Genomic DNA, 22,617 nt, shown 5'->3' with positions numbered 1-22,617 from the left:
AGACTAACCATCAACACCCGAACAACCAATCACTAACCCCTAGGATTTAAAACTCTAAAACAGGCCAGTTTGGTTCTCGATAATAGCGATTCATGTCATCAAATTTGCGGAGTTCGGCTCGGTTAACCCAGATTTCTTGAGTTGAATCTAACCATTGTTGATTAAAAGAAGATAGAATATTACAAAAATTTGCCCGATCTAAATCTTCAGGAATACTTCCGAAATAACCTAAAGTGATATGTGCCGTTAAATAATATTGTTGATCGACACCTAATGGAATTAAACCCTGATTTTGATAGATAGCTCGGCGGAATTCAAGGGTTTTTTGATAGGACTCCTGATCTCGGGGAACCAAACAAACGGTGATCGCCCTTGGTAATAACATAAAACCAAAAATTTGCCAGCGAATACCCGGAGAAATTGGAGTTGATTCAAACCCCTGAAAAGATTGAGCGATCGCTTGATGCAAATTCGGCTCAAAATTAGGATCTTGACTACCATCTCGATAGGCACTATCCCAAACCAGATCAGCCAGGGTAAAATGTAAACTATCTGGGGGGATAGTAATTAAAAAATTAGGATCAAACTTTTCACCAAGTTGCTGTTGACAATCTTGGAGATTTTTATAGAACTCTTGATTATCCAAATCCTCCTCAGCCGGGGGAGTAATAATGGTATAACCAGGAAAAGGCACAGCTTGGCGTTTACCCTGGGAGTCAGGCTTAAACTTTGGGGACTCCTGAATATACTCCAACTGAGAATGATAGGATTCTGGTAGCGTTAACCGCGCCACCCGATTCACATAAACTTGATAAGTATCGTCCAATTTTAATCGCCTCTTTTGAAAAAATTAAGTTATTATGCCAATCTACCTGTACTGGGGAGACGATGACTTTTCCTTATTGCAAGCGGTCGAACGATTGCGATCGGCCGTCGTTGATCCCAGTTGGGATAGTTTCAATTCTGACAGAATTGTGTCCGATCAAGCAAATTCTATCGTAATGGGACTCAATCAAGCCATGACTCCCCCGTTTGGGTTAGGTGGACGCTTTGTTTGGTTAGCCGATACCCCCCTGATGCAGCAATGTTCAACGGAGGTTTATCAGGAGTTAGAACGAACCCTGCCCGCGATCCCCGATACTACCACCTTACTATTAACCAGTGCCAACAAACCTGATAAACGGCTTAAATCTACTAAATTCTTAGAAGACCAGATTCGGAAATCCAAAGGAGAATTACGGGAATTTTCTCGAATCAAACCTTGGGAAACCGATAAGTTACAACAGCAAGTTAGAACCCTGGCCAGCGAACGCGGGGTAAAACTGACCCCGAATGGTATCGACCTCCTGGCGGAGTTAGTTGGAAATGATATCCGACAACTTTATAACGAATTGGAAAAACTACAACTTTTTAGTGTAAATACTCGTCAACCCTTGAGTGTGGAGGACATTTCCCGATTAGTTCAGTCCAATACTCAAAATAGCCTAAAACTTGCCAGTTGTATTAAGGCCGGACAAACCAGCGAAGCCCTAGAGTTGATAGCAGATCTGCTCCTACATAATGAACCCGCCCTGAAAATTGTGGCAACTTTAGTTAGTCAGTTTCGGACTTGGTTATGGATTAAATTAATGATGGAAACCGGAGTTAGGGATAAAGTCGAAATTGCTAAAACCGCCGAAATTGGCAACCCCAACCGAGTATTTTTCTTGCAAAAAGAGGTACAAACTTCCACACTCAAACAATTTCAACAGAGTTTACCCCTATTGCTGCAACTAGAAGCCCATCTTAAACGCGGTGGGGAAGAACTCTCTACCCTACAAACCCATATTATTGAACTGTGTAGTCTATTTCAAAGGCGGTAAAAATGCTAATTTTTAGAAAATAGTTGCACAGCAATTAATGAGTGATAGTATCATTGTCATGGACAGGTGAAATCATTTTAGCTATGTCATCACAAGATCAAAGCTCACGAGAACTGGCTAAACAGGGCGATCCCAAGGTAATCGCAGACGCGATTAACCGTTCCCTCAAATCCAAAGGAATTAACGCAGATGTCGTGCGGGAGAACGGCTGTCTCCATGTCATGATGGAGGGGGATCAGGTTCCCCACTATCAAAAAGACTTAGTGAAATTAGTCCGCAATGGCATGGATCGCCTCGGTGTTGAAACGATCTACACCGTTAAGGTTTATGGGCGTCAGTTCGGAGATGATTTACCCGTTTGGGAAGAAGAAATTATTCTGAGAACTCCGCCAGAACCCGTCATCAGTCCAATTGATGATGCCCTTTTGGATGAATCTTCTGTCCCTTTGGTGGATGATGAAGATGAAGACTACAATATTGACGACGAAATCATTGATGATGACGACATGATTGATGATGATGAATATTTACCCTCCAACAATAGTAATGTAGCACCAGCCTACAATCCCGAGGAGGATGATGATCCCGATGATGAGATTGAGGAAACCACCCGACAGGTTGAACCTAAAAAGCCAAAAAGCCAGGTTTTGCCATTGATTTTGTTAGGGGTTTTGGCTGTTTTGGCTATCTTAGGGGGATTGCATTTTGCCGGAATTTTCCGCTTACCCTTCCTCCCCACAGGTTCCTCCTCTCCAGAGTCCCCCTCTACTCCTTCAACTTCCACTTCTCCTCAACCGCCTGTATCTCCAGCCACACCTGCTGACCCATTTTCTGAAGCAGTTAAAACCGCAATCACTACCGCAAACTTAGCGCAGAAAGCCCAAACCAAGGCGGAATGGACAAAAGTGGCAACGGAATGGAAACGGGCCAGTGAGTTGATGAAAAAGGTTCCTAATTCCCATCCTAAGTTTACGCTGGCTAAAGATAGGGCGGTTCTATATGCTAATAATCAAAAAATAGCGGAACGAAAAGCTGCTACTGCTCCCAATTAAAATACAGTTGATCGTTGCTCTTTTAATTGTATTTTAATTTAGGGATTTCATCAAAATTTTTGTTCTGGTTAAGGTTATTTATCTGAGTTGGGCGCCAAGAGGGTTGGGAGACCCAACCCCTACAGGAATTAGTATATATACCTAATTCAAGATTGATCCGGTGTGTTATAGCAGGGAACAGGGAACAGCCCCCCCAAACCCCCCGTGCACGGGGGGCTAGGGGGGGAGGGAACAGGGAAAAAAATACTTCACTGTCTGGGTTACAAGATCCGTCTGGTGTCCTAACTGCCTTGGCGGTTGCTATATTAGGCCCTGGAGCAATTGTAAATTTTTAATACAGTGCAGACCCCTTTTCATCAAGTTTTGATCAAATTTTTATGAAGTTTTAAACATAATCAATGCGGGGGAAGGAAAAGTAGTTAATAATACAAATAGAAGTTTTCTACTGTCGCCATGTCTTCAGGCCATATATTGGCATATCAACTTGTTTCGGAGCAAACCCTGAATCAAATCATGAGACTTACGCAACAAATTCACCAACAGCTTGAATTAGGTGAGGTTTTAGGCGTAACGGTCAAAGGAATTAGGGAAATCCTGGGTTGCGATCGGGCCGTCGTCTATCGTTTCTTAGCTGATGGCGATGGGGTGATCGTAGAAGAATCCGTCAGTCCTGAATGGATGCCAATTTTAGGTAAACTAATCCATGATCCCTGCTTTCAGGCGGAATGGGTAGACCTCTATCGCCGAGGAGAGATTAGCTTAATTGAGGATGTAAAGACTAAGCCGCTGCAAGCTTGTTACAAACAGCTTTTACAACGATTGCAAATCCGTGCCAATCTGGTTGTCCCAATTTTAATTACCAGATCTCCATCGTCTCAAATTTCTCCAACCTTACCCGATCTTTGGGGTTTATTGATTGTTCATCAATGTCAAAGTTCCCGTCAGTGGAAAACCCTAGATATTCAATTTCTGCAACAAATTGCGATGCAATTAGGAATTGCTATTCAATATAGAGAAGCCGATCAATATCCCCGGCAATTATGTCAACAAAAACCGCAAGAAATATTACTACCTATCCAAGAAATAAACACCGCCCAGGATTGCCAATGTTGTCATCTTGGTGATGAATATTTAACTAAAAAATCTAATAATGCTATATCAATTAATGAATTAAACGGGCTAGATATACTCCAAACCCCAATCTGGATTTTTGATATTGAGAATTTACAAATGTGGTGGGCTAACCAGGCGGCACTTCATATCTGGAATGCCCCCAATCGAGAGGAATTAATTAAACGAAATTTTAAGGATATTTCCGAAGCAACTCGGATTCGTTTAAACGCTTATTTACAACAATTTAAACATAAAAAAATATCACCGAAACCTGGACATTTTACCCTCAAGGTCAACCGATTTCAGTTCGTTGTACTTGTTCAGGAATTCCAATTGAAACAGGTCGGATAGCGATGTTAGTAGAAGGGATTACAGAAGTTGCTAATCAAAGCTCTCCTGAAACCCTGCGGGCGATTGAAATCCTGAATCATACAACCGTGATGATTTCCCTGTACACCCTCGATGGTGTCCCCTTAATGCAAAATCCTTCCGCTCTTGAGTGTTATGGCGATACCCTCTATCCTAGTCTAAATAGCGATAATGCCTTTGTCCGCCATTTTGTTGATCCTCAGATTGGAGAAACCGCCATCGTAACCGCCCAATCTGGGGCAGTTTTTAGTATTGAGACTCAGGTTTATACTTTAAATGGGATTCGTTGGCATGGTTTAGATGTGCGTTGTACCCGTGATCCAGTAACGGGAAATGCCATACTTCTTGTTAATGAAAAAGATATTACAGAACAGCAAACTGCCCTGATTGAACATCTGCATACTGAACAGGAATTGCGATGGAAAGAAGCCTTATTACGTTCGATGACGGATACGTCTAACTTGGCATTTTTTGTTGTTGATAATCGCACGGATAATATTATCTATTTTAATCATCGTTTTTGTAAAATTTGGGGAGTTGAACACTTAGAAATTCAGATGTTAGCAGGAGTTTTAAAAAATAATGATATTATTCCCGATTGTATTACTTTAATTGCTGATGTTCCTGCCTTTGCCGAGTCCTGTAAACCCTTGCAATCAGAGGAAAATCGGGCGGTAATTGAGGATAAAATTGCCTTTTCTGATGGGCGCACTATTCGCCGTTTTTCTAGTCAAATTCGAGATCAAAGCGATCACTATTTTGGACGCTTATATATTTTTGAGGATATTAGCGATCGCCAACAGGTAGAAATCAATCTTAGGGAAAGTGAAGAACGTTATCGCTCTGTAATTGCAGCCATGGCTGAAGGCATTGTCCTCCAGCAAGCCGATGGTCAGATCACCGCCTGTAATCAAAGTGCAGAAGATATTTTAGGGTTAACGGCCGACCAGATGATGGGCTTAACTTCCATTGACCCCCGATGGCGAGCCATTCAAGAGGATGGTTCGAATTTTCCAGGGGAAAACCATCCGACAATGGTAACTTTAAAGACGGGAAAACCTCAATTTAATGTAATTATGGGAGTATATAAACCCGATGGAAATTTAACCTGGATTTCGATTAATTCCCAACCTTTATTTCATCCCAACCCACCCGAACCCTATGCAGTGGTAGCTTCTTTTACCAATATTACAGCCCGTAAACAAGTAGAAGAAACCTTAAAACAACAGGTTGAAGGGGAACGGATAATTTATACCATCACCCAACGCATTCGTCAGTCTTTGGATTTAGATGAAATTCTGCAAACCACAGTCGCGGAGGTGCGTCAGTTCCTACAGACAGATCGGGTGATGATTTACCGTTTCAATTCCGATTGGAGTGGTCTGGTGGTTAAGGAATCTGTGAGTCCTGGGACAAAAGCTATTCTGAAGATGGAAATTACCGATAGCTATTTTGTGGAAAATCATGGACAATACTATCAGCAAAACACGATTAAAGCGACCCCTGATATTTATACCGCCGGGCTTACTCCCTGTCATTTTGAATTATTAGAAAAGTTACAAGTACGAGCAAAATTAGTGGTTCCGATTATTTTACAAACCCAGGGTTTATGGGGGATATTAATCGCCCATGATTGCACTAAGCCGAGGGAATGGCAAAACCTAGAAATTGAACTGATGCAGCAATTAGCAATTCAATTAGCGATCGCCATTCACCAATCAGAACTCCATCAACAATTACAACTAGCTAATCAACAATTACAAAATTTAGCCATGGTTGATAAACTCACCCAAATTGCTAATCGTCGTTGTTTTGATGAGATCTTACATCAAGAATGGCATCGTTTAGTCCGAGAAAAACGCCCCCTTTCATTATTGCTTTGTGATATTGATTATTTTAAACAATATAATGATACCTACGGACATTCTCAAGGAGATATCTGTTTACAACAGGTGGCTCAAGCACTCCAGCAAGGTGTTCAACGTTCTATTGATTTAGTTGCTCGTTATGGGGGGGAGGAATTTGTTGTTATTTTACCCCATACGGATCAAGAAGGCGCTTTGCAAGTGGCTAAGAAAATTCAAGATGTCCTTGAACAGTTTAACCTACCCCATCGTCGTTCTGCCGTTGCTGACCGGGTAACAATGAGTATTGGGATTTGTACCCTAATTCCCACGGTTAAGCGGTTTCCTTTGGATTTAATTAATGCGGCGGATCATTCTCTCTATCAAGCGAAAACCCAAGGACGAAATCGAGCCGTTGGCAGTATATTATAAACTAAGATAATTTTTGTATTTTTTAATTCTATGGAATGGACAGCAGAAGCTGAAACTCGTTTGAAGGAAATTCCCTTTTTCGTGCGTCCGGCGGCGCGGAAAAAAATTGAAAAGTTTGCTCAGGAATTAGGTGTTACTCAAATTACCGTTGAGGTTTATGAGCAGGCTAAACAAAAGTTTAATTAATAGGGAATAGGTAATAGGTAATAGCCCCCCCAAACCCCCGTGCACGGGGGGCTAGGGGGGGAGAGAATAGGGAATTTAAAAGTATGGGAAATTTAAAAGCTTTGATTTTTGATGTGGATGGTACTTTAGCGGATACGGAACGGGATGGCCATAGAATTGCGTTTAATCAAGCCTTTTTTCAGGTGGGTTTATCTTGGAATTGGTCTGTAGATTTGTATGGTGAATTATTGGCAATTGGTGGAGGAAAAGAGCGGATTCGTTATTATATTGAAAAATATGAACCGGATTTTTTATTAACAGAAAAATTAGATGATTTAATTAGGGATCTACATCAGTTAAAAAATGAATATTATCGAAAATTATTAGATCAGGGTTCAATTCCTTTGCGTCCTGGGATACAACGATTAATTCAAGAAGCAAAGGAGCACCGAATTAGGTTAGCGATCGCAACTACTAGCGCCTTACCAAATGTTTTAGCTTTACTAGAAAATACAGCAATTCATCCAGACTGGTTTGAAATTATTGCCGCCGGGGATATTGTTTCAGCCAAAAAACCTGCCCCGGATATTTATTTTTATGTCTTAGAAAAATTGGGATTAAATGCAGCAGATTGTTTAGTATTTGAAGACTCCTATCATGGATTTTCAGCCTCTAAACAAGCTGGATTAAAAACAATTATTACTGTCAACGATTATACAAAAAATCAAGATTTTACCGATGCTTTATTAGTAGTAAATCATCTGGGCGAACCGAATAAACCGTTTACGGTATTAGAGGGGAATATTCCCGAAAAATGCTATTTAGATTTAGCCTTAATATCCTCTTACTTCTGTTGAAAGAAAAATTGGACTAACAGGAATCATAACTGACGACTCCTAAACTGATAACTCTTAAACTGATAACTCTTAAACTGATAACTGATAACTGATGACTGATAACTGATTACAAGGGTAAAGCTAAAGGTTTAAAGCCATGTTTCACAGAAACCCTTCCAATTTGTTCCATTTTTTCAACAGTAATTTGATTGCGACCCCAGGAAAAATTAGTATAAATTTTCTCAAATTCCAGTAACATTGATTCCGCAAAACAGGCAAATAGTTGACGTCCGGGTAACTTCATATTGACAATTTTCATAATTTTCCAGTCAATATCAAGGGCGTGTTCCACAATTCCGCCGTCTAGGACATAAATTTCAGGATGTTGAATTTTTGTGGCTAAATTCTTAGGATAACCACCATCAATTAGCAGACAGGGTTTTTTCAAGGTATAGGGATTAATTTCGACTCCTCGGGGCATACTCGCCACCCAAACGATAATATCTGCTTGGGGTACGGCTTCTTCTAATCCCATAATTTTTCCCCGTCCCAACTCCTCCTGTAAAGCATTGAGACGTTCCTTATCCCGGGCAATTAATAACAATTCTCCGGCCTCTGTGTGGCTGTTGAGCCAACGACAAACCGCACTACCAATATCCCCTGTGGCTCCACAAATGGCAATGGTAGCCTTAGTTAAATCAATGCCTAACCGAGCCGCTGCATTTTCTACCTGACGACAGATAATATAAGCGGTGTGAGTATTTCCGGTGGTAAACCGTTCAAACTCTAACTTAATATTACGAACCTGTTGAATTTGTTCTAAGTTAAAATTTTCAAAAATAATCGAGGAAAATCCCCCTAAAGCTGTGATATTAATGCCATTTTTTTGAGCATGAGCCATCGCATTGATAATTTTGCGAGTGGCCGCTTTGATGCGACGACTGGCTAACATTTCTGGCAAAAAACAAGACTCTACATATTTGCCTTCAATAGTTTGACCTGTAATACTCGTGACTTTAATATCATCAACGATTTGAGGCGGGGCGCTGCACCAAAAATCTAACCCTTGGTCAGCATATTCAGGATATCCTAAATCTCTGGCAACGGCTTGGGCGTGTTCTAAACTGGTAAGATGACCGATTAAACCAAACATGATTCAACTATAGATTTTAAGATGGATTTTAGAGTTTAACGTCTAAAGTAGAGACGTTCCATGGAACGTCTCTACTCGATTTGATCTAAAATCCAAAGGGTATTTTAGGCGGCGATGAGACCGTAGGCGGACATTCGCATAATATCGCGGGTCGAAAACCCGATATTGCTTAGAGCTTCCCCATAAGCAATCATAAAATCCTCGACTAATGCTTCCTTTTCCATTCCTAGAATATGAGCATCATCGGCGACTTGGTTAAGCATTCTCCAAATAATCGGCAGGTTTTGGCGGTTAGCCGTTTCGAGTTCGGTTTTGGAGGCTTCAAAGTTCGCTTTTAGCCATTCTTCCCCAAAATTGAGGTGCATATACTCGTCTTTGACCACCCTTTCGGTAATTTTGCGAGCAAAATCATCGGCTACGGGAATGTAAATGTTGTAAGCGGCGATCGCAAAACATTCGATAATTAAAGATTGAATCAACAAGCAGGTGACAACTTTGCCTTCAGTCGCGGCATCCTTAAAATTTTGGTGTAAGGAAGAAAAGAATTCCTGGGCAAATTCCATATCCGGTGTGACGGTTAAATTCCGACCACAGGACTGAAACCCCCTTTTATGGCTCATTTCCATTTTGGCTAAACCTGCCAAATTCTCTTGCTGCTCAGGTAACATTGCACCCAGCTTGATGTAATTGTCGTAGGCTTCCTGTTCTCCTTCAATCACAATGGCGTTAATTCGGCTGTAGGCATCTTTATAGGTTTCAGATTGGAAGTCAATCGTAATAGCTTCAACCTGTGGCATAGATTTACAATCTCCTCATCACAAATAAGTTATTATTGCTGATTTACACCCCCCTTCCCCCTTTGGGGTATCCTTAAAGATCGGGTCGGAGAGTTGATGTTTTCACCAAACTACTTAATTAATTAAGCTTATAGCGATTCTCGCACAAAACCCACGTCTTTTCCGCGTGGGATGAACTTGGACATTGAATTGAATCCACCTTGAGGGAAGACCGGATGCAATATCATAACTTTTTGTTAACCCAAACAAGATAGCAAGCATTTGTTACTTATGTTGACACTCCCACGGGTGAACCGCGTGGGATTCTCCTGTCTAGCCCCGATTGCTCGGTATTCATGGAGTTGCCCCCTACTGTTTCCAGAATTGCTTCACAGCAATATTAGAGGAGAGTACGAGACTCTGAGGAATGCCAAGTACCTCGTCCCAATTGACGGCACACGACTATTACAGTCTTTGGCTCTGCCAAGATTTTTCGGAGCTTTCTGTAGTCAACAGGGATAATCACAGTGGTTGCCTTTTTCTCGCCATTGACAACTTGTTTTTAAGGAGGTCAGAACATCTGACCAGATAAGCGAGGAACATCCTTGCTATACTCTGATAATAGAGTCTTAAATAGAGTATGTCAAGGGAAAAGAAAATTCAGTTTAATGTTAACGAGAAAGAATATGAACGTCTCAAAAGTCATGCTGAATCAGAAGGATTATCAATGGCTGAAGTTCTTAGGGATTACATTAAAACCCTCACACCCCCTAAAGGGGGTCGCACTACATCCCACGACTGAAGTGCGTGGGCTTTGTGCGAGGTTGTTGTAATGGATAATGGGTTTTTAGGTTCATTTTTTATAGTAAATGCGCCCTTAATTGTTTGCAATTAAATGCGTATTTAGAAGAACAAGAAACTCTACCCATTACCGATTACCCATTACCCATTACCGATTACCGATTACCCATTACCGATTACCCATTACCGATTACCCATTACCCATTACCAATTACCCATTACCAATTACCAATTACCCATTACCAATTACCAATTACCCATTACCAATTACCAATTACCCATTACCCATTACCCATTACCTATTTCTTTGCCAATTGTATTAACGAACCATCACCACATCAGACACCCTATTATTGACAAAAATCACATCAATAACTCCATTGGGGTTATTACGACTCCATCGCTCAATGATACGGCGATTAGTATGTTCCATCGTTTGATTAAAGACGAAATTGTTTCTTGTCAGCCAACGTCTGGCTTGATTTTCATTAGAACCAATTAAATTTTTCCGGGCGTTAGTAAACCAGTCAGAGGAGTTTCCCATCGAGTTACCCGAGGAGAGACCACAATTTCCGGTGCTGGTGCCCCATTCTTCCGCCGTAACCGATATTTGTGAACCCGGTCGCACATTACCACGAGAAAGATCAACTAAAGTTACCATTGTGGCTGCCATAATTGACCCTGTATAAACAGGTTGTCTGGCGTTATTGGTGGATTGAAAACTTAGGTTAGAAACGATGGGGGGCTGTCCTGAACGTTCCCAACGAATTTCTGTGAAACGACCGTTAAGAAACTGGGCTGAATAAGTCCAACCATTATTCATTCGTCCATTACAAAATAACTGTTGAGCAGCGCTGGCTGAAGAAAATACCGCTTCTCCTAAAACTAAACCGACCGTTGCTAATCCCGTTAAGAAAAGCATTGCACCCTTCTGAATATTTTTGTTTCTGTTCATGTCTAGTTTGATTTTTTGTGATTTTTCCAAATAATATTAATAAAACAGCCCAAGGCTGGACTGTTTTATTGGTGTTTCCGAGTTATTTCGAGAAACGGGGGCCTAGACCAACGGCTCCAGCATAAACCGCTTGGGCACCGAGTTCGTCTTCAATCCGTAATAAACGGTTATATTTGGCGACCCGTTCACTCCGACACAGAGAACCCGTTTTAATTTGTCCGGCTCGGGTAGCAACGGCCAGGTCTGCAATCGTGGTATCTTCAGTTTCCCCGGAACGGTGACTAATTATGGAAGTATAACCATTGCGGGTTGCTAGGTCAACGGTTTCTAAGGTTTCCGACAGAGAACCAATTTGGTTGAGTTTCACCAAAATAGAATTCGCTATTTTCTCCTCAAGACCTCTTTTTAAACGGGTTGGGTTAGTCACAAATAGGTCATCGCCCACCAGTTGCACTTTACTACCGAGTTTTTCCGTTAGGGATTTCCAGTGAACCCAGTCATCCTCGTGGAGACCGTCTTCGATGGAAATAATCGGGTACTGACTGGTTAATTTACTCAGGTATTCAGTCAGTTGCTCCCCACTATTCGGTTGACCGTCGTAGGTATAGATACCATCTTTATAGAATTCACTCGCGGCCACATCCAGAGCCAGTGCGACCTGTTCACCGGGTTTATAACCCGCGATTTCAATAGCTTGGATGAGAATATCTAGGGCTTCTTGATTAGAACCCAAATTAGGAGCAAAACCGCCTTCATCTCCCACGCCACCCAGGAGGCCTTTACCTTTCAAGACGTCACTCAGGGATGCAAACACCTCCGCACCCCAACGCAGGGCTTCTTTGAAGGTGGGAGCCCCAATGGGAACGATCATAAATTCCTGAATATCCACGTTATTCGCGGCGTGGGAACCTCCGTTAATCACGTTCATCAAGGGGACGGGGAGGAGGTTGGCAATGGGGCCGCCTAAGTAACGATAGAGGGGTAAACCCAGGGTTTCGGCGGCCGCTTTAGCGACGGCTAGGGAGACGCCTAGGATGGCATTAGCTCCCAGGTTGCTTTTATTGGGAGTGCCATCGAGGTCGAGCATGATTTGGTCGATGACGGTTTGTTCTAGGGCGCTAACTCCGTTCAGGGCTGGGGCGATGACTTCGTTGACGTTTTTAACCGCCGTTAGAACTCCTTTACCCCCATAACGGCTTTTATCTCCATCTCGGAGTTCATGGGCTTCAAAGCTTCCGGTGGAGGCTCCACTGGGAACTTGAGCGTGTCCATAAGCTCCGTTATCGAGGTAGACTTCGGCTTCGAGGGTTGGGCGTCCGCGAGAGTCGAGGATTTCACGGGCAATAATAGTAAGAATTCCACTGTCTGACATATCTATATCTATCCTTTATTAGTCCGTTAAGAGGTGTCCCAGGCTTCAAAGAGTTGAGACAAGAGATCACGTTAACAGGTTATGGGTTGATCTAGTCGCAGTCCTTGAAACATTTTAAGGTTTTGTTTGGGTTAGATTTACGACATAACTGTGTTTTAAGGCTCCGTTCCCCCTTCGCTCTATAATCTGGTAATAATATTCATCTTGCCATGACGAGTGATTGCCCTTTATCCTGGTAGCTTTGATCCGGTTACGTTAGGACATTTAGATGTCATTGAGCGAGGTTGTAAACTATTTGAACAGGTGATTGTGGCGGTATTGGGAAATCCTAATAAAAAGCCTTTATTTAGCGTAGGGGAAAGGATGGAACAAATCAGCTACAGTACCCAACATCTGAACAATCTGGAAGTAGCCAGTTTTGACGGTCTAACGGTAGACTATGCAAAACTACGGAATGCTCAAGTGTTAATTCGAGGGCTGCGAGTTCTTTCTGATTTTGAGTTAGAACTGCAAATGGCTCATATCAATAAAACTCTATCAACAGAAATTGAAACGGTATTTTTGGCAACCTCAAAGGAATATAGTTTCCTCTCTAGTAGTGTTGTTAAAGAAATTGCCCGATTTGGAGGTTCTGTTGATCATCTTGTTCCTAATCACGTTGCTAAAGAATTATATAAATGTTACGCCAGGAATCAACCCCAAGACTAGAACCGGAACAAAATGGACTCCGTGTAGAACCGGAAACTACTGTCAGTAATTCCCCTGGAATTGATATTCAACGGGAACTTAACCGACTGGAGGAGATGATTCTCGATAGTCCTAGAATTCCATTAACTCGACGAACTTTAGTCGATGAAGAACAATTACTGGATCAATTAGATTTGATTCGATTGAATTTACCTAGTGCATTTCAAGAGTCAGATATTATTGTCCGTCATAAGGATGAAATTCTCCAAGAAGCGGAAGAATATGCTCAGGAAATTGTCACTATGGCTGAACAAAGAGCCGCTCGAATATTAAATGAAATGGGTTTGATTCAACAAGCAAAATCTGAAGCTGATCAATTGCGTCAACAGGTTCAAAATGAATGTGACACACTTCAGCAACAAACCTTGTCTGAAATTGAACAAATTCGTTATCGTCTTCAACAGGAATTAGAGGAAATGCGATCGCGGACTATGGCTGAATGCGAAGAAATTCAAAACGGCGCCGATGACTATGCAGATCACGTCCTAGGAAGCATCGAACAACAGTTAAATGAAATGATGCGAGTGATTCGTAATGGTCGCCAACAAGTACAGGGAAATAATCTCACTCGGTAACTCTATGATAATGGAATTAGGAGATAGCCTAGGTGTTATTTAAAGCGTCCTTTCAGCCGTCTCCGATTTCCCTGTTCCCTGTTCTCGTTCGACAAGCTCACGACGCAGCCTGTTCCCTGCTATATGTTAAATAATATTCGACTATTACTACAAGCTTGCCAGAATCTCAATATTGATTATGAAATTATTCATTCTGATCAAAATTTAGTTAAAATCAAGCTAGGAAAAAATTATTACTTCTGTAATTATAGCACGCCTTTCGTGGATCAATCAATTTTTAACATCCTTAAAGATAAAGACTATACCTACTCAATTTTACACAAAAAAATTAGAACCCCAAAAACCCAGGGTTTTCTTTCTCCATATTGTGATCAAAAATATCAACATTACTTAAAGTTTAAAACTATTCCCGATATTGCTACTGAAATTGAGAGAGTTTTGGGATTTCCCGTCATTGTTAAACGTAATTCTGGTTCCAGTGGACACAATGTTTTTTTATGCCATAATCTTGAGGATATTCAAACGGCTTTAACTAAGATTTTTAATATTGATTATAAGGATTATGACTATGTAGCGATCGCTCAACAATATATTTTAATTCAACGGGAATATCGAGCCGTTTTTTTAAATCAAGAATTAATTTTACTCTATGAAAAAGATATTACTCAAGCAACCTTTACCGGAAATTTAAGCCCTTTACATTGGCAAGGAGCGCGAGCCAAATATATTAATAATCCCCAAATTATATCAGAAATAGAAACATTTTGTCAACCTATTTTTCAAGAAATAAATTTAGACTATACAGGGTTAGATATTGTGATAGATCAAGATAATCAATATTGGTTTATTGAGGCTAATTCCCATCCCAATTATGATATCTTTACTAGAGATAATGATCCAGAACTAGCCGTCCAAGTATTTGAAAAAATGCTAAGTTTTTTAGCCTCTAAATCAAGAAAAAAGCCGTTGTAGGATTTTGAGCATTTTTTCCTTGTGCAAGTTAAATATCTGTCACAGGTCTTAATCATTAAAACCAGAATTGTAGTTTGCTAATATTTAGGTTAGAACTAAAATATAGTCAGTTTAAATGGACTGTACAATTGTTTCATATTACTGCAAATGATCAACGAAAAATTCCGGCGCCAACTTCGTCACGAAGCCAAACTCTGGCAGGAAGAACAAATAATTGATGATTCTGTCTATCAACAGTTAGCTACTCGCTATCAATTTAATCATCTCGAAACCGCCGCCAGTAGTCGGTTTGTGATGATTTTAATAGGTTTAGGAAGCATTCTATTAGGTTTAGGTGTCATTACCTTTGTGGCAGCTAATTGGCAGGACTGGTCAAAAGAATTAAAAGTTATTCTACTTCTGAGTTTATTTATAGGAGTCAATACAACTGGCTTTTATTTATGGAAACAACCATCAGACACCTTAGAAGTGGGAAGAAAACAACGCTTAGGTCAAGGATTATTAATTTTTGGAGCATTAATTTTAGGGGCAAATATTGCCTTGATGGGACAAATTTTTCATCAAAGTGGTTCCGCTTACGAACTATTTTTAGTATGGGGAATTGGAGTATTAGTAATGTCCTATAGTCTGCAATTGACTTCTTTAGGATTTTTAGGACTACTATTATATGGCATTGGATATTGGACAGGAACATTTAATTTATTCTCCCTTCAACCCTTTTCTATCTTACATTTAATCCTAGAACATACTCCTTTAATTGCTGGATTTATATTCATTCCCCTTGCCTATCGGTGTCAGTCCCGTGTCCTATTTATTATGACTTTACTGATTCTGATTCCGGCTTTACAAATCAGTATCTTTCCCCTGTTTAATTCCGATTTACCACTAGGGTTACTTTTTGCTATTTCATCAATCTTTACTCCCGCTTTACTCTGGAGTTATGATGATACCTTGTGGCCGACAATTGATAGTAGACTCTTTCAACGTTCAGCCCAAACCCTATCTATTATTTTATTAGCAGGTTTGTTTTTTAGTTTATCTTTTAACGGAGTTTGGAATGATATTTTTGGGGACAATTCAGACAATTCAATGTTGATTAGCAACTTCATTTTGATTGATTTTGTAATATTTTTGGGAATCCTATTTTTACAATGGTTTCAATTAATTAAACCCGGTGCTATTCATCCGAATAGATGGGGATTTGATTCGGTTACTAGCGTAATTGCCGGATTCTTGGGTTTAACAGGATTTATCTTTTTCTGGCATTTACAAATCAATTCAATTCCTGAAATAGCCACATTTTTATTCAATGTGCAGATGTTTATATTAGCAACGGGATTAATTAGAATTGGACTCGCCCAAACTCAACGATTTGCCTTTTGGGGAGGGATGATTTTATTAGTTACCCAAATCATGAGTCGCACCTTTGAATATAACACCGAACTGATTCTAAAAGCCTTTGTATTTACCTTATGTGGTGTCGGAGTAATTCTGGCTGGGCTATGGTTTGAACGCCATTTATTAGCTGCTGCTAGAACTCAAAATCGTTAATTCATCAATTTTTAGGAGTCAAAATCATGAATTCTTCTAACTCGAATGATACTCAATCTTCTGTTATTTTAACTCCGTCTCCTGTTGTTAAAAAACAGATTCCAGCTTGGAAATTTTTGTTTCCGTTATTATTTCAATTAATCCTAATTTTAGCGGTTCCTTCCCAAGCGTTTTATACTCAGGTAACGGGAAAAACTGTGGTATTACAAACCGCCCCCGTTGATCCCTATGATTTTTTCCGAGGATATTATCAAACCCTGAGTTATAATATTTCCAGTGCTGATACTCTCAGAGCACTTCCCGGTTGGAAAGAAGTTGCTCAAGGCGCGGAATATTTACCCCAGGGAACCCTAATTTATGTGATCTTAGAAAAACCCAAAGATGCGTCTAAATCTCCACATCCCTCAGCTTGGAAACCGATAAAAGTCAGTGCAGAATACCCTAATAATTTATCTAATAATCAAATAGCTTTACAGGGAAAATCAACGGGATGGAATATTGAATACGGTTTAGAACGGTATTATATGCCAGAAAACCAACGTGATCAAATTAATAATACCATTACAGAAGCACAAAGTAATAATCAACAATCTTTTGTTGTGGAAGTGAAAATTAATGCTCAAGGAAAAGCAATTCCAGTTAGTTTGTGGGTGCGCGATCGCAATTACAAATTTTAATTCTCCAAAACCCAGTTTCTGGTTGTGATACAATTTCCCAAATATGCTACAATTAAGAAACTGGGTTTTAATATTAATTTAAAATCAATCTCATTTATTCTTTACAATCAATAGATAAAAGCATGAAGCAACTTAACCTTACTAATTTAGGACAAATTAAAAAAGCAGACATAGAATTTGGCGATTTAACTTTATTCATTGGCGCTCAAGCTACTGGAAAAAGTATTTTATTGCAATTAATAAAACTCTTACTTGATAGTGGAGATATTGTGAATACGATCAAAAAAAATGGCTATGACTGGGAAGGAGATATCAATAATTTAATCGAGCTTTATTTCGGAGAGGGAATGCGGAATATCTGGAGTAAAAACACAGAAATATATAGGAATGACAAAAGTATAGATTTAGACCGATTATTGAATGAAAATAGCCGAAAAAAAGAGCAGCTTTTCTTTATGCCAGCCCAGCGTGTACTAACCATCGAGAATGGATGGCCTCGATTGTTTCGGAGCTTTAATGGAGCTCCCTATGTCGTTCGCAATTTTAGCGAGCAATTATTGCTACTAATGCAACAAGGTTTGGGTAATAAAGGCAGTCCAATCTTTCCCCAGAAAGGTCGCCTTAAACAAGAACTTCGTGATTCACTAGATCATAGTATTTTTCACGGTGCTCAGGTAGAACTTAACACCACTGGAATGAGTAAAAGCATCCAAATTAATATGAATGGAAATCGCTTATCCTTCATGTCTTGGTCTGCTGGACAACGAGAATTTATGCCTTTACTTCTAGGTCTTTATTGGCTAATGCCGATATCAAAAGCATCTAAAAAGTCTGATATAGATTGGGTCGTAATTGAAGAACCAGAAATGGGATTGCATCCTCAAGCAATTTTATCAGTAATTTTGATGTGTTTGGAACTTTTGCATCGAGGATATCGCTTACTGATTTCAACTCACTCTCCTGTGCTTTTAGAAGCGGTTTGGGCTATTCGTTTCTTACGAGAACAGAATACTGATATCAAATATCTTTATAAACTTTTTGCTCTGAAGTCGTCTGCCCCAACTACAAAATTATTTGAGAATATTCTCAATCATAAGACTTTTTCGACCTACTATTTCGACCAAAAAGAAGACGGTGTTTATGTGCGTGATATTTCATCTTTAGATCCATTTGATCCTGACCCTGCGATCGCTAACTGGGGGGGATTAACTAGCTTTAGTAGTCAGGCATCGGATGTTGTTTCCCAAGCGATTCAGGAGAAGGAATGAGTTTTAAGAAAGCGATCGAGAATACCCCTTTATTAGAGAATGCTTTTGAAAAGGGATTAAAAGCTCTAGGTTCAAATCGTAGCAAAGTAAAACCTCTTGATCCCAGTAAATGTGAAGGGAGTGTTGATATTGATACAGCAGTTAAATCAATATATCCTAATGCTTCACGTTGGGACTATGCAGTTGGATATGATGGTAAAACTTATTTTATCGAAGTACATACTGCTAAAACAGATGAAGTAAAGTCTGTTCTGAATAAGCTTCAGTGGTTAAAAGATTTTCTTATCAATGATGCCCCTGAATTGAATAAAGAGCCAAAGTCTTTTCATTGGATTGCCTCTAATGGAATTCACTTAAAAGGTGATAATAAATTCCGTAAGTTAGCTCAAAGAGGAATCACGGTAAATAGAGAACTAAGGTTGTAATTTACAACTTATTTGTGATTGCAATTACAAAATTTATCGACCCAAATAATAGTAGGGGGTGAGGACAAGTCTTACCCCAGGGTTTCGAGTTTTAGGTGTTCAGCAATTATAGTATCTTTAATCACTTACCGTGAATACCGTTAACCCATAACACCCTATTACCTATTGCCCATTTCCTTATATAAGAATTTTAAATCTAAAATTGGTCAATTTTAACCCTATCTGGTAGCAACTGCCCAATAAATTCGATACAGTAGATTATAGTAACAGTTTATTAAGATGAAGACGGTATGAGTGTTAATCTAACCTCAGATTTTGAATCGTTATCAAGGTGGTTTCACATCCAGACAGGATTTGTGAAATCATCATTATTGACACCCCCAGCCCAAGATCGGTCTTCACTGCAACAGGTCTTTCAAACCTTGAATGCGAGAAGCTGCCCCAAGTCCTATAACTTTCACCTCCATACTCGACGTTCAGATGGGCAGTTAGAACCCTATGAAGTCATGGAACAGGCGATTGAAATTGGTTTAAAAGGACTGACCATTACCGATCATCATAGTACCCAAGGCTACAAAGAAGCTCAAAAGTGGTTAGATAACTGGAAACATAAGTATCCTAAACGGGTGAATCAGGCTCCTCGGTTATGGACGGGAGTAGAAATTAATGCCCGGTTATTGGCTGTGGATGTCCATATTCTCGGTTATGCTTTTGATCCCGACGCTTCTAGTTTGCAACCCTATCTACAAGGCTGCACCACCGAGGGAACAGATGCCTATTCTGCTAAAAACGTGATTATTGCGATTCAACAGGCGGGAGGATTGGCTGTTTTAGCTCATCCAGCCCGTTATCGTTATCCGGTGCCGGAATTAATTACGGAAGCGGCTCATTTAGGGATTGATGGGATTGAAGTCTATTATGCCTATCGTCATACAAACCCTTGGCTACCGACCGCTAAAATTACCAACCAAGTTAAACAGTTAACAGATGGCTATGGTTTGCTCAACACCTGTGGTACAGATACTCATGGTCGTAACTTGTTACTGCGGCTTTAAAGTCCAGAAGCTAATCAAAGCCTTAATGATATCCGTTCCCCTAAGATTAAAACATGGAAGGATTTCTCCTTCCCATCTTCACTATTCTTTACTGAGTTAATCCATGTTCGAGGGCATAACGGACTAATTCTGTCCGACTATTGGTTCCGGTTTTTGTAAACAGACGACTGACATATTTTTCCACATTCCGCACACTGGTTTCTAAATCCCGCGCTATTTCTTTGTTCATTAATCCTTTAGCGACTAAATCTAAAACACTCTGTTCTCGAGGGGTTAAATCAATTTTAATTGGGGGTGGGGTTTGATGAATTCCACTTTTGCCTTTTAACATATTTTCAATCCGGGCAATTTGACCTGCTAAGGTGGCAATATCGGGGTTGCCATCACCACTACTATTACGAAGGGCGGCTTGTCTGGCTAATAAATTTTTAACAATTACTACCAATTCTTCAGGATCAAAAGGTTTAGATAAATAAGCATCACATCCGGCTTGATACCCTTGGATACGATCGCTTTTCATCCCTTTAGCAGTTAGGAAAACAACGGGTAAGGCTTTAAAACGGGGGTCTTCCCGCATCTGTTGTAAAAATTGATAACCGTCAACTTCCGGCATCATTACATCAGTAATCACTAAATCGGGTAAACTTTGCTGTAATATTTCCCACCCTTGTTTGGCATTACTGGCCGTATCAACACTAAAATTACTATCTTCTAAATAAGCTTGTACAGCTTCTCGCAGTCCGGGTTCATCATCTACTAATAATAATCTAGCAGGAACTTGAGAAACAACCACTTCAGATTCAGGAGGATTAATCGGACTAGACATTATATTGACCTAAATTTAATCTTTTTTCCCACTTTAGCGAAATTTAATATTGAATTATATTGATTTAATGGACGGTTTTTACTACATAAGCCGAACTTGACAAAAATATTGCTTTATGTATTTTAGGAAGCGATCGCTCCTTCGTGGTCTGATCAAGAATATAGCAATCTGGGACGGATTTAAGAGGATTACGCAGATTAAAATCCGTGAAATCCGTGAAATCCTCTTAAATCCGTGATCCTTATTCCTAACAATTATTCAACCCGTTGACGGGCATTTTGTAAGGCTTGTTTGACCTGATCAAATCCGGTTCCCCCATAGCTATTTCGAGCCGAAACCACTTGACGAGGAGTGATCGCTTCGTATATATCGGCTTCAAATTGAGGATGTAATTGTTTCCATTCTTCTAGGGTTAAATCTTTAAGTAATTTCCCCGCTTCTAAACAAGTTCTAACCACTTTTCCCACTAAACCATAGGCTTCACGAAAGGGAATTCCTCGCGCGGCTAAATAATCAGCCACATCTGTTGCATTAGAGAAATCTTCCGCCACCGCTTCAGCTAAACGACTAGAGCGAAATTCTATGCCTTCTGCGATTAAAATGGTCATACATTCTAAACTGCCTTTAACGGTTTTGACCGCATCAAATAATGCCTCTTTATCCTCTTGTAAGTCTTTATTATAGGCTAAAGGTAATCCCTTCATCACCACTAATAATCCTTGTAAATGCCCAAATACTCGCCCGGTTTTTCCCCGCACTAATTCAGGAATATCGGGGTTTTTCTTTTGAGGCATAATACTCGAACCCGTGGAACAGCTATCGGTCAAAGTCACAAAACTAAATTCTTGAGAAGCCCAGAGAGTAATTTCTTCAGCAAGGCGGCTTAAATGTACCATAATTAAACTCGCCGCGCTCAAAAATTCAATCGCCCAATCTCGATCACTGACTCCATCTAAACTATTAGCATAAACTCGACCAAATCCTAATAATTCAGCACTATAATGGCGATCAATCGGAAAAGTTGTTCCAGCTAATGCTCCACTCCCTAAAGGACAAATATCAACCCGTTTATAGACATCTCCTAAACGTTCCCAATCTCGGTTTAACATTTCCGTATAGGCTAATAAATGATGGGCTAAACTAATCGGTTGCGCCCGTTGTAAATGGGTATAACCTGGAATTAAAGTTTCCACATTGGTTTCAGCTAGATCTAATAATACCTTTTGAAAATCAACTAATTGTTGTCGAATTTGTTGAATTTGATCTCGTAAATATAAACGGGTATCAGTTCCGACTTGATCATTGCGAGATCTAGCGGTATGGAGTTTTTTACCCACATCTCCCACTAATTCAGTTAAGCGACGTTCAACGGCAAAATGAATATCCTCGGCATCAACACCAGGATTAAAATTTCCCTCTCGATATTCTTGACGAATTTGTTCTAAACCCAAAACCAATTTTTCGGCTTCTTCGTGACTAATAATACCAGTTTTTGCTAACATTTTAGCATGGGCAACTGATCCGGTCAAATCATATTCAATCAGTTGGATATCAAAACTAATACTGGCGTTAAACTCTGCAATCGCAGGATGCAGAGATTTCTCAAACCGTTGGCTCCAAGTTTTTGAGTTCGTTGTTGTCATAATTTGGCTTTTTTTTATTCTGGTGTCAACAGTACACAGTCAAGCGTCTTATGGGAACCCTAAAAAGTTCATGGTGGACACAAAAGACGGTCGGGAGGGTCGCCAGGGTGGTTTGATCTGGGGGAACAATCCTGCTCAAGTTGAATAT

General features: G+C 40.1%; 23 protein-coding genes. 16 read left to right on the top strand and 7 right to left on the bottom strand.

Annotation, left to right across the window (positions count from 1 at the left end):
* Nucleotides 1–46 precede the first annotated feature (46 nt).
* Complete coding sequence (locus AC559H_RS00705; protein ID WP_026793409.1) at nucleotides 47–826, bottom strand: DUF1868 domain-containing protein; 780 nt, start codon at nucleotides 824–826, stop codon at nucleotides 47–49.
* A gap of 34 nt (nucleotides 827–860) precedes the next feature.
* Between AC559H_RS00705 and holA the strand changes: the two genes are divergently transcribed.
* The 6 genes from holA to AC559H_RS00675 all read left to right on the top strand — a co-directional run bounded on the left by holA (nucleotide 861) and on the right by AC559H_RS00675 (nucleotide 7,694).
* Nucleotides 861–1,862, top strand: coding sequence for a DNA polymerase III subunit delta (gene holA / locus AC559H_RS00700; protein WP_026793408.1), 1,002 nt, complete (start codon nucleotides 861–863; stop codon nucleotides 1,860–1,862).
* Nucleotides 1,863–1,945: 83 nt separating this feature from the next.
* Nucleotides 1,946–2,914: a hypothetical protein gene (locus tag AC559H_RS00695; protein ID WP_036834154.1), complete on the top strand. Its 969-nt coding sequence runs from the start codon at nucleotides 1,946–1,948 to the stop codon at nucleotides 2,912–2,914.
* A 513-nt stretch (nucleotides 2,915–3,427) separates the two neighbouring features.
* Nucleotides 3,428–4,378 (top strand): GAF domain-containing protein, encoded by a 951-nt coding sequence (locus tag AC559H_RS00690; protein WP_026793406.1) that lies wholly within the window; start codon nucleotides 3,428–3,430, stop codon nucleotides 4,376–4,378.
* 2 nt (nucleotides 4,379–4,380) lie between these two features.
* On the top strand, nucleotides 4,381–6,672 hold the full coding sequence (locus AC559H_RS00685) for a diguanylate cyclase domain-containing protein (protein ID WP_051319867.1): 2,292 nt from the start codon (nucleotides 4,381–4,383) through the stop codon (nucleotides 6,670–6,672).
* A gap of 30 nt (nucleotides 6,673–6,702) precedes the next feature.
* Nucleotides 6,703–6,858 (top strand): PCP reductase family protein, encoded by a 156-nt coding sequence (locus tag AC559H_RS00680; RefSeq protein WP_026787533.1) that lies wholly within the window; start codon nucleotides 6,703–6,705, stop codon nucleotides 6,856–6,858.
* A gap of 83 nt (nucleotides 6,859–6,941) precedes the next feature.
* Nucleotides 6,942–7,694: an HAD family hydrolase gene (locus AC559H_RS00675; RefSeq protein ID WP_026793405.1), complete on the top strand. Its 753-nt coding sequence runs from the start codon at nucleotides 6,942–6,944 to the stop codon at nucleotides 7,692–7,694.
* A 106-nt stretch (nucleotides 7,695–7,800) separates the two neighbouring features.
* Here AC559H_RS00675 and AC559H_RS00670 read toward each other — a convergent pair whose 3' ends face one another.
* Nucleotides 7,801–8,826, bottom strand: coding sequence for a long-chain acyl-[acyl-carrier-protein] reductase (locus AC559H_RS00670; RefSeq protein WP_026793404.1), 1,026 nt, complete (start codon nucleotides 8,824–8,826; stop codon nucleotides 7,801–7,803).
* Between the two features lie 104 nt (nucleotides 8,827–8,930).
* Complete coding sequence (locus AC559H_RS00665; protein ID WP_026787536.1) at nucleotides 8,931–9,623, bottom strand: aldehyde oxygenase (deformylating); 693 nt, start codon at nucleotides 9,621–9,623, stop codon at nucleotides 8,931–8,933.
* Between the two features lie 619 nt (nucleotides 9,624–10,242).
* Here AC559H_RS00665 and AC559H_RS00660 point away from each other — a divergent pair.
* Entirely contained in the window at nucleotides 10,243–10,404 is a 162-nt protein-coding gene (locus AC559H_RS00660; RefSeq protein ID WP_141292963.1) for a ribbon-helix-helix protein, CopG family, read from the top strand.
* Between the two features lie 83 nt (nucleotides 10,405–10,487).
* Entirely contained in the window at nucleotides 10,488–10,760 is a 273-nt protein-coding gene (locus tag AC559H_RS00655) for a hypothetical protein (RefSeq protein ID WP_036832970.1), read from the top strand.
* On the opposite strand, the gene AC559H_RS00650 is transcribed toward AC559H_RS00655, so the two are convergent.
* On the bottom strand, nucleotides 10,723–11,358 hold the full coding sequence (locus AC559H_RS00650) for a hypothetical protein (protein WP_199918695.1): 636 nt from the start codon (nucleotides 11,356–11,358) through the stop codon (nucleotides 10,723–10,725). The two genes, AC559H_RS00655 and AC559H_RS00650, sit on opposite strands and share 38 nt — an antisense overlap.
* A gap of 82 nt (nucleotides 11,359–11,440) precedes the next feature.
* Nucleotides 11,441–12,730 carry a phosphopyruvate hydratase gene (eno, locus tag AC559H_RS00645; protein WP_026787537.1) on the bottom strand — a complete coding sequence of 430 codons (1,290 nt, stop codon included), beginning with the start codon at nucleotides 12,728–12,730 and terminating at the stop codon, nucleotides 11,441–11,443.
* 216 nt (nucleotides 12,731–12,946) lie between these two features.
* Between eno and coaD the strand changes: the two genes are divergently transcribed.
* From coaD to AC559H_RS00605, 8 genes are all read left to right on the top strand, one after another.
* A complete protein-coding gene (gene coaD, locus AC559H_RS00640) occupies nucleotides 12,947–13,438 on the top strand; it encodes a pantetheine-phosphate adenylyltransferase (protein WP_026787538.1) in 492 nt (163 codons plus the stop codon).
* Complete coding sequence (locus tag AC559H_RS00635; RefSeq protein ID WP_026793403.1) at nucleotides 13,408–14,052, top strand: ATP synthase subunit B family protein; 645 nt, start codon at nucleotides 13,408–13,410, stop codon at nucleotides 14,050–14,052. The genes coaD and AC559H_RS00635 overlap by 31 nt, the downstream gene beginning before the upstream one ends.
* Nucleotides 14,053–14,175: 123 nt before the next feature.
* Entirely contained in the window at nucleotides 14,176–15,024 is an 849-nt protein-coding gene (locus AC559H_RS00630) for an ATP-grasp domain-containing protein (RefSeq protein ID WP_026793402.1), read from the top strand.
* A 147-nt stretch (nucleotides 15,025–15,171) separates the two neighbouring features.
* Nucleotides 15,172–16,575, top strand: coding sequence for a DUF2157 domain-containing protein (locus AC559H_RS00625; RefSeq protein WP_026793401.1), 1,404 nt, complete (start codon nucleotides 15,172–15,174; stop codon nucleotides 16,573–16,575).
* 26 nt (nucleotides 16,576–16,601) lie between these two features.
* On the top strand, nucleotides 16,602–17,252 hold the full coding sequence (locus AC559H_RS00620; protein WP_193372508.1) for a GDYXXLXY domain-containing protein: 651 nt from the start codon (nucleotides 16,602–16,604) through the stop codon (nucleotides 17,250–17,252).
* 122 nt (nucleotides 17,253–17,374) lie between these two features.
* Complete coding sequence (locus AC559H_RS00615) at nucleotides 17,375–18,520, top strand: AAA family ATPase (RefSeq protein WP_026793399.1); 1,146 nt, start codon at nucleotides 17,375–17,377, stop codon at nucleotides 18,518–18,520.
* Complete coding sequence (locus AC559H_RS00610) at nucleotides 18,517–18,945, top strand: hypothetical protein (RefSeq protein ID WP_051319663.1); 429 nt, start codon at nucleotides 18,517–18,519, stop codon at nucleotides 18,943–18,945. Before AC559H_RS00615 ends, AC559H_RS00610 begins: the two co-directional genes overlap by 4 nt.
* Nucleotides 18,946–19,235: 290 nt before the next feature.
* A complete protein-coding gene (locus tag AC559H_RS00605) occupies nucleotides 19,236–20,000 on the top strand; it encodes a PHP domain-containing protein (protein ID WP_026787544.1) in 765 nt (254 codons plus the stop codon).
* A gap of 88 nt (nucleotides 20,001–20,088) precedes the next feature.
* Here the strand turns inward: AC559H_RS00605 and AC559H_RS00600 are convergent, their stop codons facing one another.
* Both AC559H_RS00600 and argH read right to left on the bottom strand, forming a co-directional pair.
* Nucleotides 20,089–20,826, bottom strand: coding sequence for a response regulator transcription factor (locus AC559H_RS00600; protein WP_036832967.1), 738 nt, complete (start codon nucleotides 20,824–20,826; stop codon nucleotides 20,089–20,091).
* A 254-nt stretch (nucleotides 20,827–21,080) separates the two neighbouring features.
* The gene (gene argH / locus AC559H_RS00595; RefSeq protein WP_026787546.1) at nucleotides 21,081–22,469 is read right to left on the bottom strand and encodes an argininosuccinate lyase; all 1,389 of its coding nucleotides are present in this window, start codon (nucleotides 22,467–22,469) and stop codon (nucleotides 21,081–21,083) included.
* Nucleotides 22,470–22,617: the final 148 nt, after the last annotated feature.

Origin of the sequence: Planktothrix prolifica NIVA-CYA 540 (assembly GCF_963864145.1) — a bacterium.
Classification (GTDB): domain Bacteria; phylum Cyanobacteriota; class Cyanobacteriia; order Cyanobacteriales; family Microcoleaceae; genus Planktothrix; species Planktothrix agardhii.
Note: the sequence above shows the minus strand (reverse complement) of the source record. Positions and strands in the feature narration are given on the sequence as shown.

Coding starts and splice junctions, on each gene's coding strand:
- AC559H_RS00630 (WP_026793402.1), top strand. CDS start 14,176: ATGTTAAATAATATTCGACTATTACTACAAGCTTGCCAGAATCTCAAT.
- AC559H_RS00610 (WP_051319663.1), top strand. CDS start 18,517: ATGAGTTTTAAGAAAGCGATCGAGAATACCCCTTTATTAGAGAATGCT.
- AC559H_RS00620 (WP_193372508.1), top strand. CDS start 16,602: ATGAATTCTTCTAACTCGAATGATACTCAATCTTCTGTTATTTTAACT.
- AC559H_RS00605 (WP_026787544.1), top strand. CDS start 19,236: ATGAGTGTTAATCTAACCTCAGATTTTGAATCGTTATCAAGGTGGTTT.
- AC559H_RS00670 (WP_026793404.1), bottom strand. CDS start 8,826: ATGTTTGGTTTAATCGGTCATCTTACCAGTTTAGAACACGCCCAAGCC.
- AC559H_RS00600 (WP_036832967.1), bottom strand. CDS start 20,826: ATGTCTAGTCCGATTAATCCTCCTGAATCTGAAGTGGTTGTTTCTCAA.
- AC559H_RS00615 (WP_026793399.1), top strand. CDS start 17,375: ATGAAGCAACTTAACCTTACTAATTTAGGACAAATTAAAAAAGCAGAC.
- AC559H_RS00680 (WP_026787533.1), top strand. CDS start 6,703: ATGGAATGGACAGCAGAAGCTGAAACTCGTTTGAAGGAAATTCCCTTT.
- AC559H_RS00650 (WP_199918695.1), bottom strand. CDS start 11,358: ATGAACAGAAACAAAAATATTCAGAAGGGTGCAATGCTTTTCTTAACG.
- AC559H_RS00665 (WP_026787536.1), bottom strand. CDS start 9,623: ATGCCACAGGTTGAAGCTATTACGATTGACTTCCAATCTGAAACCTAT.
- AC559H_RS00625 (WP_026793401.1), top strand. CDS start 15,172: ATGATCAACGAAAAATTCCGGCGCCAACTTCGTCACGAAGCCAAACTC.
- AC559H_RS00695 (WP_036834154.1), top strand. CDS start 1,946: ATGTCATCACAAGATCAAAGCTCACGAGAACTGGCTAAACAGGGCGAT.
- eno (WP_026787537.1), bottom strand. CDS start 12,730: ATGTCAGACAGTGGAATTCTTACTATTATTGCCCGTGAAATCCTCGAC.
- AC559H_RS00685 (WP_051319867.1), top strand. CDS start 4,381: ATGTTAGTAGAAGGGATTACAGAAGTTGCTAATCAAAGCTCTCCTGAA.
- AC559H_RS00635 (WP_026793403.1), top strand. CDS start 13,408: ATGTTACGCCAGGAATCAACCCCAAGACTAGAACCGGAACAAAATGGA.
- AC559H_RS00660 (WP_141292963.1), top strand. CDS start 10,243: ATGTCAAGGGAAAAGAAAATTCAGTTTAATGTTAACGAGAAAGAATAT.
- holA (WP_026793408.1), top strand. CDS start 861: ATGCCAATCTACCTGTACTGGGGAGACGATGACTTTTCCTTATTGCAA.
- AC559H_RS00690 (WP_026793406.1), top strand. CDS start 3,428: ATGAGACTTACGCAACAAATTCACCAACAGCTTGAATTAGGTGAGGTT.
- AC559H_RS00675 (WP_026793405.1), top strand. CDS start 6,942: ATGGGAAATTTAAAAGCTTTGATTTTTGATGTGGATGGTACTTTAGCG.
- argH (WP_026787546.1), bottom strand. CDS start 22,469: ATGACAACAACGAACTCAAAAACTTGGAGCCAACGGTTTGAGAAATCT.